Origin of the sequence: Shewanella sp. BC20 (genome assembly GCF_003129585.1) — a bacterium.
Classification (GTDB): Bacteria; Pseudomonadota; Gammaproteobacteria; order Enterobacterales; family Shewanellaceae; genus Shewanella; species Shewanella seohaensis.
In genome coordinates this window covers 108,045-125,015 of the sequence record NZ_NHRI01000002.1, presented here as the reverse complement: position 1 = coordinate 125,015, position 16,971 = coordinate 108,045, and the positions used below count along the sequence as shown (strand labels likewise).

Genomic DNA, 16,971 nt, shown 5'->3' with positions numbered 1-16,971 from the left:
ATCACATTTCGCCAAGTCTTTTCGACAACGAAATGCCCTTTTGCACTACCCATACTGCGGCGCGCTAACACACTTTATTCGAGGTAATTATGTTTATTATTCGCTGGATTTTAGGTCGGATCATTTTGTTACTGAACTTTGTGTTCACTCCAAAGAAGCGCAAGCGCCCACAGGCAGAGCAACAACAGATTGACGCCCAGACCCAAGCACTGGCCTTATATCAGTACAATGCCTGCCCTTTCTGCGTAAAAGTGCGCCGCGCCATGCGTCGTCAAGGACTGAATATTCAAACGGTTGATGCAAAACAATCCCCTTACAAAGATGAGCTCATCGCTCAGGGCGGTAAACAACAGGTTCCTTGTTTACGCATCGAAGAAAATGGCCAAGTACAATGGCTGTATGAGTCAAAAGAAATTATTAATTACTTAGATCAACGCTTTGCCTAAATGGAATGCGCGCCCTATGGCGCGCTTTTTATTTACGCCTTTCTTTACTTACGCCACGTTTATTTACGCCAAAGATATTCGCGATCGGAATAGTCAAACAACCACTGGGGTTGGTACACCACCAAAAGCGTCACCGCCATGCCGTTGAGCAGCGCTTCGGGGAAGGCTAATAGCGGGATTAACATCAGATAGTTATCAATCAACACGCCCCAGTCATAATCCATTGACCACCACAGCCAGAATGCCCAACTGAATTGATGAAAAACCGTCGATAAGCCAGCATTAATAAAAGCGCCGACAAAAATAAACACAAAAATATGCTTAGGAAACAAATGATAACTACGGCTGTAGAGAATAAAGGCGCAGAACAGCGGGATCGCAATCGCAAACAGGCTAAAGGCACCAAACTCAGCAGGCTGCTTTAACACAAAGATACTGAAAAAAGCGCTCGGTAGCAGCAAGGCAACCGTGGCTAAACGCCAACCAAACATCAGTAGGCAAGTGACTATGCCTAAAAAGTGTAAATGCAATCCCACTTGAATACTGGCATTGAGCAGCCACAGGGTGTTCACTGCAATCAGGGTCAGTAACAGACGCCATTGTAGGCCTTTGTCCTTCAGTACCTGTTGTAACTCTTCCTTGGGCCAGATGGCATAAATCCACAGCCCTAGCAGCAACAGACTCAGGCACTGCAATGGGCTGATATCCCATTCGATTTGTGCAAAACGATTCGCCCAAAAGTCCAACATGAGTAAGGCTCCCTCGGTACAGCGCCATTCGGCGTGCGAAAGCGGTAAAGATAAGCGGTATACGAGAGTGAGTATATCGCGAATAAAACCCATAATTGCATGATATTTCGCGGCATATTAAGGTATTCTTCGATAAGTGAATCACCTAAGAGTAATCCCTCATATGCCATTAAGATCGTTAAGTCTGACACTGCTGAGCTGCTTTACCCTACTCGCCTGTAGCAGCGCCCCGATAGATCCCGCTGAATTTGCGGGGAAGTTTAAAGATAAGCTCACCACAGATATCCGCGCCGATGGCCTGAAACTCTTTACCTATCAAGCCGGTTTAGCCGATGACAAATCGAAAAAAGATAATGCTGAGCGCCCCTTCCCCCACGAAGAACGCATGCGCCAAGTCGCCCAAGATCCTAGAGAGCAACGCCGTAGCCGCAAGGAGCAGGCTGACTCACTCGAGATTTGGGGCAAACAAGTCGAGCTGGGATTAGATAAAACCTTAGAAATGACAGGATATTGCCGCGAGGGTTATTTCGAGTTGAGTCGAAATATTGAATCGGGACGTGGCGAAATTCGCGGAGAATGCAAAGAAGGCGCCACCGAGGAAGACAAACAAAAATTCGTGCGTTTTTAAAACATTAAGAGGGCGAGATTATCGCCCTCTTAAGCTTGCCATTTATAGACTGAATGCTTCTTAAGCCCCAAATGACCTACCGATGATTCACAATGTTCCTGCAGATTAAACCGCTTCGTTTAAAGGAACGGCACGGTTTTCGAGTAACACAGGGATCCCATCCGTGATTGGATAGGCTAATTTGTCTGCCTTACAAATCAATTGCTGCGTTGTTTTATCGTATTCCAATTTTCCCTTACACACTGGGCAAGCGACTATGTCTAACAGTTTTTTATCAAACGCCATGGGATTTTCCTTGTTTAGCTGCAGCCACAGAGCGCACACGGCTCAGCAGCTGTTGATCAAATTGTGGCGATAGCTTGGCATCCACAGCCAAATACCACCAGTTTTCTTGTGCAAAATCGCGACATTTAACCGCATCTTTTTCTGTCATCATCAGCGGGCGAGATGCCGCAAGCTCGCATAACACGTGTTTATCGTAGGCTTGGTGATCATCAAAACCATGGGATAACACGAGTTGAATACCTTGCTGCGTTAACGTCTCAAAAAAACGCGCCGGATGACCAATGCCCGCCATCGCCACCACGGGTTGCGTCGGGTCAAACACGGCCTCAGCCTTGGGATTTACCGGCAACACCGCACTCGGACTCAGCTGCATCTCATACTGATTCGCCTGCGCGGGCCCACCATTGACCACCACAAAATCCACTTGATTAAGACGCCAAGCACCTTCACGTAGTGGCCCTGCGGGAAGTAAATGACGATTCCCTAAACCGCGTTTTCCATCAATCACCACCAGCTCAATGTCACGACCAAGGGCGTAATGCTGCAAGCCATCGTCACAGATAATCACATCTACGGCAAACTGTGCCAGCAACGCCTTGGCGGTATCGACACGTTTGGCGCCCACCACCATAGGCACGCTGGTGCGCGCGACTATCATGGCAGGCTCATCGCCTACAGCCGCCGCACTATCCGCTGCGGTAACGACTTTTACCCCTTGGATATCCGCACCATAACCACGGCTGATAACGCCAGGGTTAAACCCCTGTTGCCGTAGCAGTTCAATCAAATAGATAACTGTAGGGGTTTTACCGCTGCCACCAACGGTAATGTTCCCCACCACAATAACGGGCACGGGTAATGGGGTTGGGGATTTGAATCCTAAGCGAAACAGGCTGCGACGAATCGCGGTGATTAAAGCGAATAGCACAGAAAACGGCAGCAAGAGCCACCGCAATGGGTGGCCCTCGTACCAAATTTTATTCACCAGTGCCTGCATTTAGCTACCAAACTGCATTTGGTATAACTTGGCATACATGCCGCCAAGTTCCAGCAGGGATTTATGGGTACCGCGCTCGACGATACGGCCTTGATCGACCACTAAAATTTGATCGGCACTTTCAATAGTCGACAAACGGTGGGCAATCACAACCGAGGTACGGTTTTGACGTAGATTATCGAGCCCCTGCTGAATCGCCTTTTCAGATTCGGTATCGAGTGCCGAGGTGGCTTCATCGAGGATCAGCACAGGCGCATCACGCAACATAGCGCGGGCAATCGCGATACGTTGTCTCTGGCCGCCCGATAATAACACGCCGTTTTCACCCACTTGAGTATCTAAACCTTCGGGCAATTGCTCGATAAATTCCATCGCATGGGCCAAGGTCGCCGCTTGGATAATCTGCTCGCGGGTTGCTTCGCCAGGATAGGCATAGGCTATGTTGTTGGCAATGGTATCGTTAAACAGGGTCACTTGCTGCGACACTAGTGCCACTTGATTACGCAATGATTTCAATGAGTAATCATAGATGCTGACATCATCGAGCAGAATATCACCAGATTCCAAGCCAGTATAAAAACGCGTTACCAGACTGGCGATAGTGGATTTACCCGAGCCAGAGCGGCCGACTAAGGCCAAGGTTTGCCCTTGGGTGACCTCGAAGTCGATTTTATCTAAGGCGCGGCGCTCCTGCCCATCATAACTGAAGGAAACATGATCAAAACGTAAGTTGCCCTTAGCACGCTTGACGGTATAAGTACCGGTATCGGATTCAGGCAAAGTGTCTAACAATTCAAAGACCGTGGTACAGGCCGCGATACCGCGCTGAAATTCGGCATTTACTCGGGTGAGGTTTTTGATCGGTTGTAGCATTGCCATCATAGCGCCGAGGATGGTCGCGAAGGTACCTGCGGTCAGATCGGCTTTCATGCTATCGAGGCTCGCAGCATACAGCACAAAGGCCAAGGCAAAGGAGCCAATCACCATGATCAGCGGCTGGCTAATCGCCTGCGCCACGGCGAGTTTCATGTTTTGGTGACGGTTTCTGTCATTAATTTTGGCGAAACGCGCCGTTTCGGTTTCTTGTCCACCGAAGGCCAACACGTTTTTATGGCCTTTGATCATCTGCTCGGTCGCGGCACTGACATCGCCCATCGCAGTTTGGATTTGTTTCGATACCTTACGGAAGCGGCGACTGACAATAGTGATCACTAGCCCCATAATCGGGCCAATCACTAAAATGCAGAGGGAAAGCTTCCAAGAGTTATAAAACATCAGCGCAAGCATACCGATAACCGTCACCCCATCACGCACGATGGAAATCAAGGCACTTCCCGATGCTCGGGCAATTTGCTCGGTATCGAAGGTCACTTTTGAAATCAAGTTCCCAGTGTTTTCTTTGTCCATGTAGCTCACGGGCAAGCTCAGATAGTGCTCAAACACCTGCTGACGCATATCCATGATCAAACGCGCACTCATGTAAGAAATGCCGTAGGTGGAGACAAAGTTCGCAAAACCGCGCAGGGAGAACATCAAAATAACCACTATCGGTGCCATTAATAACACTTGGTTATCGGCATGAAAGCCTTGGCTAGTGGGGAGTGCGATACCGTTACTGATCGCCGGAGCACTGGAAAAGCCTTTATCGATAAAAGGACCGATAAAAGAAATAAAGGCCGCGTCGACAAGCCCATATACAATCAGGCCGACAACTGAAAGCAAAAACATGCCCTTCATCGGTTTGAGGTAGCTCAGTAGTCGCTTGAAAACTGTCCACATTTCGTCTTTAGGAGATGCTGTCATTGAAAACACTAAATTATGGCAAAGTGCTCATTCTACTCTGGATTAATCAAGTCACCAAATCTAAACAAGCGGTTATACCAAAATGGCGCAAAATCACGCCGATAGGTCTTCACCTCCAATCGTTCAGCACTAAAAGAAACGCTGATCTGCCCTTCTCGCCCCGTCGTTAAATAAGCAATCCCCCGCGTCTGATAACGCGCAACCACATCGGGCTTTGGGAAACCATAACGATTATTAAGACCTGCCGGAAACAACACGAGCTCAGGGGCGAGCGCATCGATAAAGGCGGGGGTTGATGAGGTGCGGCTGCCATGGTGCGGCGCAATAAGCACTTGGCTTTTAAGCTCGGCGCCTTTGAGTGCTTGCTCAATCAATACCGCTTCGGTTTCCTTCTCAATATCACCACTGAGTAACAAACTGTGCGCGCCATCATCAATACGCAGCACACAGGAGGCGTTGTTCCCCCCCTGCGCTGTCTGCGTGGAAATAAAGTTTAACGTTAATTGCTGCCACTGAATTTGCTGCGGCAAACAGGGCATGCCAGCTAAATGAGCCACATCGGTTATCCAGTTTGCCCTTGGATAGGCTCTGGCCAACACCTCGGAACCGCCTGCATGATCGTTATCGCCATGACTCACAACAATATAATCCACCTGAGCTAAGCCTTTGCTGTTAAGAAACGGGATAATCACCCGTTCGCTATAGCTAAAATCCTCACCAAAGGCGGCGCCCGTATCATAGATAAGTACCCGTTCATCCTGTTCAATCACCACGGCTAAGCCCTGTCCGACATCGAGAAGATGCAGCGCCCACTGAGGCGAAGATGACTCAGTCATCCGTGGAAAAATCACTAATATGAACGGAATAAACAGCAAGGTTATGGGTAAATGCCATAGCCCATATCGACTATGATGCGGAAGGTAACGCCACAGTATTAAGGCCAGCAGTACGCACAGACTGGCCCCGAGTAAGGTCTCAGAAACCGAATGCCAATGGGCGGGTAAATCACCACTAAGTTCGAGCAACCAGCCATAGGGTAACAGTGTTAAATCAGCCAGATGGAACAACCCAAACCATGCTTGACCAAAAAACGTACCCAACCACCAGAGGATAAACGCCATCATAGACAAGGGGATAACGATTAAGCTAAACCACGGCACCACCAGCATATTCATCCACAGACTGTGTACACTAAGGCCGCCGAAAAACACCGCCTGCACCAACCCTAACACCAGACTTAAACGCCATTGAATTGACCAAAACTGCGCAAGTCTCCCTCTCGCTTTTGCTCTAAAGCTCGCGTTACCTTCAACGGGCTGAATACGCGGCACGCTTTCCAAGGTATACAAAATAATCGCCAAGGCGCAAAACGATAGCCAAAAACCGGCACTCAAACTGGCAAGCGGATCGAACAAAAGCACAATAAAAAGTGCAAACAGTAAACGATCCCACGCACTCGAGTAGCGTCTTAATAAACTCAGAAGCATGATCAATAGGATCATCACTAACGCACGTTGGGTCGAAACGGCAAATCCCGCTAAATAGCTATAAAATAAGGCACAGCCTCCAGCGAGCAATAGCGCAATCACCAGATTGCGCCGACTGGGATGCGCCGCGAAGCGGCTCAATAGAAACAGCGTACACACATAAACCCAAGCAGTGACCACAGATAAATGCAGTCCAGATATCGCCACTAAATGCCCGGTTCCCGTTTGCCTTAATGCCTGCCACTTACTGGCGGGTATGAGTTGCTTATCGCCCAAAATCAGCGCCAGCAAAATATCTCCCTGCGTGAATGTCGACAACTTAGGGGATAATTGGCTAATCAGGTGATTCCTTAATGAAAAATGAGTCGTGAGCAGTTGAGCATGAATGACTCGTCCCTTGCCAACAATATGCTGACTAATCAATTGCTTTTGTTCGTTGTAACCGCCTTGATTTAACACGCTTGAGATACTTTTAGGCATCAGCGTAAATGACCAAACTTGCCCCACTTGCACCGCTTCGGGAGATTGCCAAGTGAGTCGCAACTTAGCCCTTGGCCAAAAGATTAAATTTGGTTTATCGACAATAATATCGAAGCTAACCCAGTCGCTGTTTTGACTAACTAGTGATATGATTTCGGCCCTCACTTGAATTGGCTGTTGCGATAAAGGAAGATCCTGCCGAGATAAGACTAAGCAAAACCCCGTAAGCCAACACATCGCGAAAAGCATGCCAGACAAACTAGGCGCTTTTTTGAATAAGATGAGTGCCCCAAGGCAAAGGTAGGGTAAACAATTGATTGGCAGCAGCGAGGGCCACAACATCGCTGATAATAAGGTGGCACTAAAGCCAAAAATGAATCCATTCATAGTGAATTAAGTTAAGACAGCAATTTCAGCCTATGCCAAAAAAATTAATCAAAAAATATATGCCTAAGCCTGAAACCCTGCGTGAGCACAAACACCTACGCATTTTCGGTCGCTTATTACATAACCCCAATCTGTGGGCGCTTAATCGCCGCTCTGCCCCGGGGGCCTTTGCCATAGGTTTGTTTGTCGCTTGGATCCCAATGCCGTTTCAAATGGTCGTCGCCGCCGCTTTCGCCATCCTGTTTAATGTCAATATTCCTGTCTCTGTCGCATTAGTGTGGATCACCAATCCGCTCACCATGCCGGTGATGTTTTATGGCGCTTATTTATTGGGCGCAAAAATTTTGGGCCATGCGCCGCAGGAGTTTGCCTTTGAAGCCAGCTGGCAATGGATTGAATCCTCACTAGCCACCATTGGTCCCGCATTTTTGCTTGGTTGCTTAGTGTTAGGGGTAATATTTTCCGCCGTGGGATACCTGACGATCAGTAATCTGTGGAAATACTCCATCATGTTTAAATGGCAAAAGCGTAAGACAAAATAATTTGGCGAATCTTTACCGCACCATCCCATACTCACCCGGGTTGTATCTAAGCGCATCCAATAGCATCTAAGCACTTTGACTAGCGCTTAGATGCTTTGTTTTGATTCAGCCTAGATACATTAGCTTAATCTGTAGTATCGAGTTTCTCTGGCTCATCCCCAAGATATTGAACCAGTTAATTCCTCGCGCTTTCCCCTCCCAGACCTTGTCACACCTGCAGCTTACTAAACTCGAATCGTTAAGCTGCCAGCTATCTCGTCTCGTATCTAAGAGCCAATCTGTTGCATCTAACAGCAAAATAAACAGCTTTCACCGCAGTAAACTGTCTGTTACTCAAAAGGAGATATATACATTCATTTTATTTGCAGCTTAAAATATTCCCATGTTCACCTTCACCACTGCTCTGTATGCTGAATATTGATGAACCCGCACATTTACAACCTAAAGTGGCTTTGTTTCGCTTAGGTTTTAGACCCTTTTTCCTGTTTGCCAGCCTGTTTAGTCTCTTAAGTTTGGGCATATGGGGCGGCTTGCTCTCAGGCAAGTCGTTACTGCCAAGCACACTCAATCCACTCTGGTGGCATGGCCATGAGATGATTTTTGGCTTTGTCTGCGCAGTGGTTGCAGGCTTTTTACTGACGGCCGTTCAAAACTGGACGGGCCGTCCCGGCGTTAAAGGCTTGCCTTTAGCTGGGCTATTTTTAGTCTGGCTACTGCCTCGGTTGCTGTTCATATTGCCCTTCAACATTCCGTTTGTTGCCATTATGATCATCGATCTGCTGTTTTTACCCTTAACTGCGGTCTTGTTAGCCATTTCGGTGATTGAGGTTCGCCAGTGGCGCAACTTTGTGTTTATTCCCATTCTGAGTTTACTCACCCTCTTCAACGGCGTGAGTTATTACGGCTTAATGACGAATCAATTGAATTGGATGAATAACGGACTCTATGCCGCTGTGGTATTAGTCGCCGTGATCGTGGCGCTGCTCGGTGGACGGGTGATCCCATTTTTCACTGAGCGCGCAACCCAATGGCAAAAGCAAGCCCCGATCCCAGCCATTGAGTTTGTCAGTTTTGCGAGCCTCTTTGCCCTCGTGCTGAGCCTCTTTTTCACTGAAACCCTATTAACTCGCCTTATGGCGGGCGTCGCAGGCGTAGTCCTGTTATTTCGCTGGTCACGTTGGGGATGGCGCGCGAGTAGGCCTGTGCCGCTATTATGGTCGCTGCATTTAAGTTACTTATGCATCCCCATCGGCTTAGGGCTGATTGCAGCGGGATTGCCACTTTCCGTTGGCATGCATGCTATTACTGTTGGTGGATTAGGCGGAATGATCCTCGCCATGATGTCACGGGTCTCGCTCGGACATACTGGCCGCACGCTAACACCGCCACGACCCATGGCGTTGGCTTTTGCCTTGATCCTCTTCGCCACAGTGCTGCGCGTCCTCGCGGGCTTGTTCAGTGCCTGGTTTATCGAACTCATGCTCGCCGCCATTGCGCTGTGGATCATAGCCTTTGGTTGTTTCTGTTACTGCTATGGACCCATGCTTTGTCGCGTAAGAGCCGATGGACGCCCAGGCTAACGCGGCGTCTAAAATCGTGGCGCTTGATTCTGTGGCTCAACGAGCATTTGTTATGCTTGTGAATTGAGTCACAGAGAATCACGCCTCTTTTCCCTACCTAAAGTATTTTTACTGTTACTATTTATAAAAATATTCAGTAGGGAGTACCTATGCCATTTTATCGTCAATACGGTGCCAAGGGCTTAAAAGCCGTTGAGCATCTAGTATTAATCATCATTGCGATTGCGACCGTTGTCGCCATCGGCCAAGAAATTGTCCATGTCTTTAATGTCGGCGCCGTAGCGCTTGCCGATCTGCTGTTATTGTTTATTTACCTTGAAGTGCTCGCCATGGTGGCCAACTACGCCGAATCGGGCAAATTACCCGTGCGTATGCCGCTGTACATTGCGATTGTCGCCCTAGCGCGGTATTTAATTTTAGATATGAAGAGCATGGATGACTGGCGAATTGCCGCCATTTCACTCTCAACTTTGATCTTAGCGGCTACGGTTATCGTTATCCGCTGGGGCCAATTAAAAATGCCTTACCCTAAAAATCAAGAATACGATAATTAACTCTCCCGCGCGCCATTGCCAGCCAAACGCAATGGCGCGATGTTTCTGCCAGTAAAATCCCCGTCAAAGACCTCGCTTTCACATTGGTATTCTGCCAAAAAGCAATTATGCTAGTTTTACTGAGATCAATTATTTACGGGGCAATTGAGTTATGGGTGACCATCCAACAGGATTTGATGAAAAACGTGGGTCGCTTCGCGTTGATATGGAAGCCGAGCGTGTACTTTTACATTGGACTGATAATGACGGTATAGAGCATACCGACCAAGGTGTATGCATCGATTTAGCCCGCCGAGGCATACTGTTTGATTACAAAAAACCCTTCATATTGGGTGATTTAGTTACCGTGACCTTTAATCCAGACACAGATCATGAGAATAGTGTTAAAGGTCAGGTCTGCCGCTGCTCTAAACGTCATGATCAAAGTTATCATGTCGCCATGCAATTGCTTTAATTTCAATCCAGCTACGCAGGGTCGATTGAGCTGTTCTACACTGAATTAGTTGAACTATTCGTACAGGGGACATAGCTATGATATTGCTGGTGGGTGGTGAAAAAGGTGGCAGTGGCAAGAGTTGCCTCGCGCAAAATCTGGCGGTTTATATAAAACAGAAATTTGACGCCAATGTGCTGATGGTCGACTGTGACCCACAACGTACCACATCCGATTGGATCCAAGCCCGAAACAACGACCCTAGCCTCCCTGCCATTAACTGTATTCAACTCTACGGTAAAATTCGTAACGATTTGCTCAGTCTCAATGAGCGTTTTGACTATGTGATTGTCGACTGTGGTGGCCAAGATAACCTTGCGATGCGCGCCGCGATGTCGGTGGCCACTTACGTAGTGATCCCCTTAAGGCCTAAGCGTCGCGATCTAAAAACCTTGCCCCATATGGAAGACATGCTCAGCACCTGTAAGATGGTTAACCCCAAAATGGTGGCCACCATAGTACTCACCCAATGTCCCGCACTGCCCACACAGGTCAAACGTATCCTTGAGGCGAAAGAAGTGGTCCAATCCTTTGGGCTACGCGTGCTCAACTCGGTCACGTTCTGCCGCAATATTTACGATGACAGTGAGGAAAAAGGATCGTCCGTGATGGAAATTGAGCCCGATGGAAAAGCGGCCGACGAAATCCGCGCAATTGTGGATGAGCTGTTCACCTTACCTCCAGAAAATAGTTATGAGCTTAACTGATCTTAAACGTAAGAAACCCAAACAAGTCATCAAGTCGGTTTCTGTTGATGATTTTATTGAAGATGCCAATAACTATGCTCTTGGTAAGGCGAGTCTTCTTAGTATCCCCACTGCCGAGCCAAAGGGATTAGATAAAAAGTCCGCCAAGATTTACCGTCACGCGACTTTTACCTTAACCGAAACCAGTATTTCCCAGCTCGATGGCCTAGCAAAAGAAACCAAGATCGCCAAATCGCGTCTGCTGCGTATTTTGATTGATGAATTCAGCCGAAAGACCGCCGATGAACAGCTTAAAGTAGTCAATAAAGGTAAGAAAGATGAAGGCTAACCCTGCTCTTTATCCATTGATATTAATCATTTATCCATAACCGATTAAATTATTCCACAATAGCAACTGCCACGATGCAACCTTCTCCTTCTATAAAATTGCGCTTTCGGGAGATTTCATTGGCCGCAACCTAATGCGGCCAATGGCGCTAAACTGGACTGGCGCTATATAGACTAAGGTCAGTTCGCCGAGGCTCATATGAAGCCTGACTGCAATTAGGCTAGGCTTAGATTAGCAAGGCTTCAATTAACAAGAGTACTTCAATCATCTTAGTGGTGTGAATGATTACACTGCCGCCCCGCGACCAGTGTGAGCCCTTGCACAGACTCCAGCATTTTCCCCTTGCGGATCAATAAACTGATTAGCTCTTCTGCCTTTAGATTATCGGCGCTGCAGGTATGATAACGCGCATTGTCACCAAAGGTTTGTGCCATCAAGGCGATAAACTCAAGCTTTAAAAGCGGTTTTTCTTGCGCTACCATCAGCGCCATAACGTCATGACCGTGAACAGAATCGGACATAGTCTCTCCAAAAGATGTAAAAAAGATTAAGCTTTATATCCGAACTGTTGAATTTTAACCCTGATCTTGCGCACATACTGCCGATTTCTATGCCTGTGCCGATTGCATTGACGATAAAGTGAGCCACTATGTCCTTGATCTTGCTCCTGACTCAACAGATGTCACTCTACTTAGTGATAGTGTATTTGGTCAGTAAAACACCACTCTTTAAACTGTTCGCCGAAACCGCACCTCGCCTACCGCACAAGGTATTTATTTACCTCATTTTTTCAAGCTTTTGCATCATGGCAACCTATTTTGGCGAGCAAACCTCGGGTGCCATTGCCAATACTCGCGCGATGGGCGCAGTATTAGGTGGCTTACTCGGCGGTCCTGTCACGGGATTTTTCGTCGGTATCACGGGTGGTTTGCACCGCTACAGCATGGGTGGTTTTACCGATTTAGCCTGCGCCATCTCCACGACCCTCGAAGGTCTGTCGGCGGGCATGATCAGTTTTTACCTGCGCCGCGCGGGCAAGAGCGAGCTTATCTACAATCCATTGTTAGTTTGCCTAGTCACCTTTTACGCAGAAATGATGCAGATGAGCATTATTCTACTGATCGCCCGTCCATTTGATGATGCCTGGGAATTAGTTCGACAGATTGCGCCGCCGATGCTCTTGGTTAACTCCATCGGTGCGGCGCTGTTTATGAGCATGATCCGTGACCAAAAAACTATGTTCGATAAACTATCCTCCAGCTTCTCGACCAAGGCGCTAAAGATTGCCGAGCGCAGCGTTGGTCTACTTTCAAAAGGCTTTAACGAAGAAAGTAGCGGTAAGGTCGCGCAAATTGTGATCCAAGAGACCAACGTCGGTGCTGTGGCCATTACCGACCGCGAAAAACTCTTGGCTTTTATTGGCATAGGCGCCGACCATCATATTCCCGGCACACCGATTTCCTCAAAAATCACCCTTGAGGCCATAAATCAAAACAAGGTGATGTTCGCCGATGGGGTGGAGATGCCCTATTCCTGCTCGATTTCAAGCCAGTGTAAACTCGGATCGAGCCTTGTGATCCCACTTCGCAGCGACACCGAAGTCATTGGCACCATCAAGTTATACGAGCCCAAAAATAAACTGTTCTTAAACATTAACCGCACCTTAGGGGAAGGGATCGCTCGGTTATTGTCGAACCAGATCCTCTATGGCCGTTTTGAGCAGCAGCAAAATCTACTGACCCAAGCCGAACTCAAATTGCTGCAAGCTCAAGTGAATCCCCATTTTTTATTCAACGCACTCAATACCATCAGTGCGATTATTAAGCGCGATCCCGATATGTCGAAGCAACTGTTACAGCAGTTGTCGCAGTTTTTGCGGATTAATTTAAAACGTACCACGGGTTTAGTGACACTCGGGGATGAGCTCGATCACATCGCCTCCTATCTCACCATTGAGAAAGCCAGATTTATTGATAAATTACAGGTCAATATCGCTATCCCTGAGTCACTCTATCACTGCAAAGTGCCTGCATTTACCCTGCAGCCCATCATTGAGAATGCCGTCAAACACGGCACCTCCCATATGATTGAACAAGGGCAAATCAAGGTGACAGGCCGGATGGATGAACAGGTATTGGTCTTAGAAGTCACTGATAACGCTGGGCTTTACCAACCCATTATTGGTTCTGAAGGGCTAGGCATGAATTTAGTCCATAAACGGATCCAAAACCTCTTTGGCGAGCAGTATGGCATTCAGGTGGAATGCGAGCCGGATGAGTACACTAAAGTCACCATCCGCTTACCCATAGAACAGACGGAAACTAACACGTGATCACTTGTTTAATTGTCGACGATGAATTGTTTGCCCGCGAGGAACTGGCCGATCTGCTCGGCCAAGAAGCCGATATTGACATTATCGGCCAATGCTCCAATGCGATTGAAGCGCTGCAAACCATTGCCAAAGAAAAACCTCAATTGATTTTTCTCGACATCCAAATGCCGCGGATTTCCGGCATGGAGTTGATTGCCATGCTCGACCCCGACACTTTGCCGAAAATCGTGTTTGTGACAGCATTCGATGAATTTGCAGTAAAAGCCTTTGATAATCATGCCTTTGATTATCTACTCAAACCCATAGATGCCGAGCGTCTAAGCCAAACCTTGAAACGAGTGCGTAAGGATCTTACGCCACAAGCCGTGAATCTGATCGCGCCATCGACTCTGGAACATTTGCCCTGTTACAGCGGCAGTAAGTTAAAAGTCATCCCCATTCAAGATGTCGAATATGTCTTTAGCGATTTAAGCGGTATCCATGTCGCCTGCACCAAAGGCAAGGTCCACACCCAGCTCACGTTGAAGGTGTTAGAGGAAAAAACGCCACTGGTGCGTTGTCATCGCCAATATCTGATTTCGCCCAAAGCCATTGCCGAGATAGAACTGCTCGATACAGGCGCCGAAGTCACCACCCTGCTTGGCGACAAAGTGCCCGTATCCCGCCGCTATCTCAAAAGCCTTAAGCAATTGTTTGGCTTCCAATAGTCCGATAATTCACCGCTTATGCTCATATCCTAACCGCTCGGGGTGTTTAATACTTATGAATGACATACGTATGCAACCGCTCGCCCCATTCTATTACCGCTGAGTCAGCGTTATCGACCTCTCACCCAGTTAGCCCTGTTTTGTGTAAACAACTTGTTTACACTCTGCACAACTCAAAATGGGGAGATAACTAAAATGATGTGGTTCCTACTCTGCGTCGGTCTATTGATCGGCGGTTACTTTATCTACGGTACCTTTGTTGAAAAGGTATTTGGTATCAACGAAAAACGTCAAACACCGGCTTTTAGCCAAACCGACGGCGTAGACTATGTGCCTATGTCCAAAGGCAAAGTGTACTTAATCCAATTATTAAATATCGCGGGAGTGGGTCCAATCTTCGGCCCAATCCTAGGTGCGCTTTACGGTCCAGCGGCCATGCTGTGGATTGTGATCGGTTGTATTTTTGCCGGTGCGGTGCACGATTACTTCTCGGGGATGCTGTCTGTCCGTAACGGCGGCCAATCTGTGCCAAACCTTGCGGGTAAATACTTAGGTAAGAGCGCCAAACACTTTATGAACGTGTTTGCCATCATCCTGCTGTTACTTGTGGGTGTAGTGTTTATCTCTGCTCCAGCGGGTCTGTTAGGCAAGCTGACTGGTTGGGATGTCAGTATTTTCGTTGCGATTATCTTCGTTTACTACCTGATTGCCACTGTGGTACCTGTCGATAAAATTATCGGCCGTCTGTATCCCTTCTTTGGCGCGCTGCTGTTCTTCATGTCCTTTGGTTTAGCCTTTGCGATCATATTATCGAGCGAACACACCCTGCTGCCCAATGTGCAAGCGGGTGACTTCTTCCAAAACTTAAACCCTAAAGACATGCCACTGTGGCCTGCACTGTTTATCACCATTGCTTGTGGTGCGATTTCAGGCTTCCACGCGACACAATCACCTCTGATGGCTCGTTGTGTTGAAAACGAAAAGAACGGCCGTTTCGTGTTCTTTGGCGCCATGATCGGTGAAGGTATCATCGCCCTACTCTGGTGTGCAATTGCACTGTCTTACTTCCACGGTGTTGAAGGTTTAAGCACTGGCATGGCGGGCAACCCTGCAAACGTAGTATACGAAGCCTCTACTGGTCTATTAGGTGCTGTCGGTGGCTTTATGGCAATCCTTGGGGTAATTATTCTGCCAATTACTTCAGGCGACACCGCTTTCCGCTCTGCCCGTTTGATCTTGGCTGAGTTCTTTAAAATGCCACAGGTAGCGTTACCAAAACGTTTAGCCCTAGCTATTCCATTATTTGTGATTGGTGGTTTACTGACTCAAGTCGACTTCGGGGTGATCTGGCGCTACTTCGGTGTGGCTAACCAAGCGACTGCCGTGTTGATGCTCTGGACAGCCTCAGCTTACCTACTGCGTCACAATAAACTGCACTGGATCACCACTATTCCAGCGATGTTTATGACTACTGTGGTTATTACCTTCCTGCTCAACTCGGCAACCTTAGGCGCGGGCTTACCTATGACCCTGTCGACCATTGCAGGTACCATTTCAACCTTAGTGATCACAGGCTTACTGATTGTGAAAACCAAAGGTAAAGGCGAAGTCGATAGCGACAGCGAATTACCCGATGAAGCTTAATTTCTAGCAAAACCACTAGAAATATCGCGACTCAAATTGAACGGGCACTCAATAGTGCCCGTTTTTTTATCCATCACCTTAAGCCTAGGCACATATTACTGGTATAATCCTGCCATTGTTCACGGCTGTTTATTCAAGATGACTCAAACAAATAACCCACTACACGGCATCACACTCGAAGCCATAGTCACCCAACTGGTGGAACACTATGGCTGGGAAGAGCTCGGCGCTCGTATCAAAATCCGTTGTTTTACCGAAGATCCGAGTATCAAATCGAGCCTGCGCTTTTTAAGAAAAACCGACTGGGCGCGTGAAAAGGTGGAATATTTGTATTTAAAAACTAATAAACTGCCGCTGCCAGCCGCAAAATCATCTAATGCCCCGGCGAAAACAGCGGTCAAAAAAACTGCAAAACAAGCGCAGAAATCAGCTCAGGCGAATGCTGCGGCATCGACAACGGATGGCCAGATCAATAGCCATATCTGGGGCAAGCGCGACTAATTTCGCGAGCACATTCAAAGCGTACTAGGGCGTGTTGACGTTTCAGGGTTATTTTTGCAGCAATTTGGCTGGAGTTTATGCAAGGCAGAGTCCGTGCGGTGTAGTTATTCTACATAAACGGACGATAACGCCGCAGAAAAGCCAGCCAAATGCTGCCCGAAGGGTTCGTCTGGCAAGCCCTTGCTCTTACTTTCTGTCATAAGAGCCGCTCGTCATTTGAGTAGAATAACTACACATCATTCCTCCTTTCGCGAGCACGAGCTTGCCAGAACGAACAAAATTTAATCTCGAAACGTCAACACGCCCTAATAAGAACAGACA

The 16,971-nt window shown here is 47.8% G+C and carries 18 protein-coding genes; 12 read left to right on the top strand and 6 right to left on the bottom strand.

Features of this window, described 5'->3' with window-relative positions; all coding sequences use genetic code 11:
- The first annotated feature begins 89 nt into the window (after positions 1–89).
- Complete coding sequence (locus CBX96_RS03025; protein WP_109285654.1) at positions 90–446, top strand: glutathione S-transferase N-terminal domain-containing protein; 357 nt, start codon at positions 90–92, stop codon at positions 444–446.
- A gap of 59 nt (positions 447–505) precedes the next feature.
- Here the strand turns inward: CBX96_RS03025 and CBX96_RS03020 are convergent, their stop codons facing one another.
- Complete coding sequence (locus CBX96_RS03020; protein WP_109285653.1) at positions 506–1,195, bottom strand: energy-coupling factor ABC transporter permease; 690 nt, start codon at positions 1,193–1,195, stop codon at positions 506–508.
- Positions 1,196–1,358: 163 nt separating this feature from the next.
- On the opposite strand from CBX96_RS03020, the gene CBX96_RS03015 reads away from it, so the two are divergent.
- Complete coding sequence (locus tag CBX96_RS03015) at positions 1,359–1,823, top strand: hypothetical protein (RefSeq protein ID WP_109285652.1); 465 nt, start codon at positions 1,359–1,361, stop codon at positions 1,821–1,823.
- 105 nt (positions 1,824–1,928) lie between these two features.
- Here the strand turns inward: CBX96_RS03015 and CBX96_RS03010 are convergent, their stop codons facing one another.
- The 4 genes from CBX96_RS03010 to CBX96_RS02995 are packed head-to-tail and all read right to left on the bottom strand — an operon-like array spanning position 1,929 to position 7,262.
- A complete protein-coding gene (locus CBX96_RS03010) occupies positions 1,929–2,108 on the bottom strand; it encodes a Trm112 family protein (protein WP_011623174.1) in 180 nt (59 codons plus the stop codon).
- Positions 2,098–3,105: a tetraacyldisaccharide 4'-kinase gene (gene lpxK / locus CBX96_RS03005; protein ID WP_109285651.1), complete on the bottom strand. Its 1,008-nt coding sequence runs from the start codon at positions 3,103–3,105 to the stop codon at positions 2,098–2,100. Before lpxK ends, CBX96_RS03010 begins: the two co-directional genes overlap by 11 nt.
- Complete coding sequence (gene msbA, locus CBX96_RS03000) at positions 3,106–4,908, bottom strand: lipid A export permease/ATP-binding protein MsbA (protein ID WP_109285650.1); 1,803 nt, start codon at positions 4,906–4,908, stop codon at positions 3,106–3,108.
- Positions 4,909–4,940: 32 nt separating this feature from the next.
- On the bottom strand, positions 4,941–7,262 hold the full coding sequence (locus CBX96_RS02995; protein WP_109285649.1) for a DNA internalization-related competence protein ComEC/Rec2: 2,322 nt from the start codon (positions 7,260–7,262) through the stop codon (positions 4,941–4,943).
- A gap of 32 nt (positions 7,263–7,294) precedes the next feature.
- Between CBX96_RS02995 and CBX96_RS02990 the strand changes: the two genes are divergently transcribed.
- The 6 genes from CBX96_RS02990 (at position 7,295) to CBX96_RS02965 (ending at position 11,466) form a co-directional block, all read left to right on the top strand.
- Positions 7,295–7,804: a DUF2062 domain-containing protein gene (locus CBX96_RS02990; protein WP_089067530.1), complete on the top strand. Its 510-nt coding sequence runs from the start codon at positions 7,295–7,297 to the stop codon at positions 7,802–7,804.
- Between the two features lie 407 nt (positions 7,805–8,211).
- Positions 8,212–9,384 carry an NnrS family protein gene (locus tag CBX96_RS02985; RefSeq protein ID WP_109285648.1) on the top strand — a complete coding sequence of 391 codons (1,173 nt, stop codon included), beginning with the start codon at positions 8,212–8,214 and terminating at the stop codon, positions 9,382–9,384.
- Between the two features lie 149 nt (positions 9,385–9,533).
- Positions 9,534–9,938 carry a phosphate-starvation-inducible protein PsiE gene (locus tag CBX96_RS02980; RefSeq protein WP_011623180.1) on the top strand — a complete coding sequence of 135 codons (405 nt, stop codon included), beginning with the start codon at positions 9,534–9,536 and terminating at the stop codon, positions 9,936–9,938.
- A gap of 151 nt (positions 9,939–10,089) precedes the next feature.
- Positions 10,090–10,392: a PilZ domain-containing protein gene (locus CBX96_RS02975; protein WP_109285647.1), complete on the top strand. Its 303-nt coding sequence runs from the start codon at positions 10,090–10,092 to the stop codon at positions 10,390–10,392.
- A gap of 77 nt (positions 10,393–10,469) precedes the next feature.
- Positions 10,470–11,138 (top strand): AAA family ATPase, encoded by a 669-nt coding sequence (locus tag CBX96_RS02970; RefSeq protein WP_086902600.1) that lies wholly within the window; start codon positions 10,470–10,472, stop codon positions 11,136–11,138.
- On the top strand, positions 11,125–11,466 hold the full coding sequence (locus CBX96_RS02965) for a replication protein RepA (RefSeq protein ID WP_109285646.1): 342 nt from the start codon (positions 11,125–11,127) through the stop codon (positions 11,464–11,466). The genes CBX96_RS02970 and CBX96_RS02965 overlap by 14 nt, the downstream gene beginning before the upstream one ends.
- Before the next feature lie 269 nt (positions 11,467–11,735).
- Here the strand turns inward: CBX96_RS02965 and CBX96_RS02960 are convergent, their stop codons facing one another.
- Positions 11,736–11,987 carry a YecH family metal-binding protein gene (locus tag CBX96_RS02960; RefSeq protein WP_109285645.1) on the bottom strand — a complete coding sequence of 84 codons (252 nt, stop codon included), beginning with the start codon at positions 11,985–11,987 and terminating at the stop codon, positions 11,736–11,738.
- Positions 11,988–12,115: 128 nt separating this feature from the next.
- On the opposite strand from CBX96_RS02960, the gene CBX96_RS02955 reads away from it, so the two are divergent.
- The 4 genes from CBX96_RS02955 to CBX96_RS02940 all read left to right on the top strand — a co-directional run bounded on the left by CBX96_RS02955 (position 12,116) and on the right by CBX96_RS02940 (position 16,650).
- A complete protein-coding gene (locus tag CBX96_RS02955; RefSeq protein ID WP_109285644.1) occupies positions 12,116–13,798 on the top strand; it encodes a sensor histidine kinase in 1,683 nt (560 codons plus the stop codon).
- Positions 13,795–14,505 (top strand): two-component system response regulator BtsR, encoded by a 711-nt coding sequence (btsR, locus tag CBX96_RS02950; RefSeq protein WP_089067525.1) that lies wholly within the window; start codon positions 13,795–13,797, stop codon positions 14,503–14,505. Before CBX96_RS02955 ends, btsR begins: the two co-directional genes overlap by 4 nt.
- Positions 14,506–14,700: 195 nt before the next feature.
- Entirely contained in the window at positions 14,701–16,149 is a 1,449-nt protein-coding gene (locus tag CBX96_RS02945; protein WP_089067524.1) for a carbon starvation protein A, read from the top strand.
- A gap of 138 nt (positions 16,150–16,287) precedes the next feature.
- Positions 16,288–16,650, top strand: a complete 363-nt coding sequence (locus tag CBX96_RS02940) for a VF530 family DNA-binding protein (protein ID WP_109285643.1) — start codon at positions 16,288–16,290, stop codon at positions 16,648–16,650.
- Positions 16,651–16,971 lie beyond the last annotated feature (321 nt).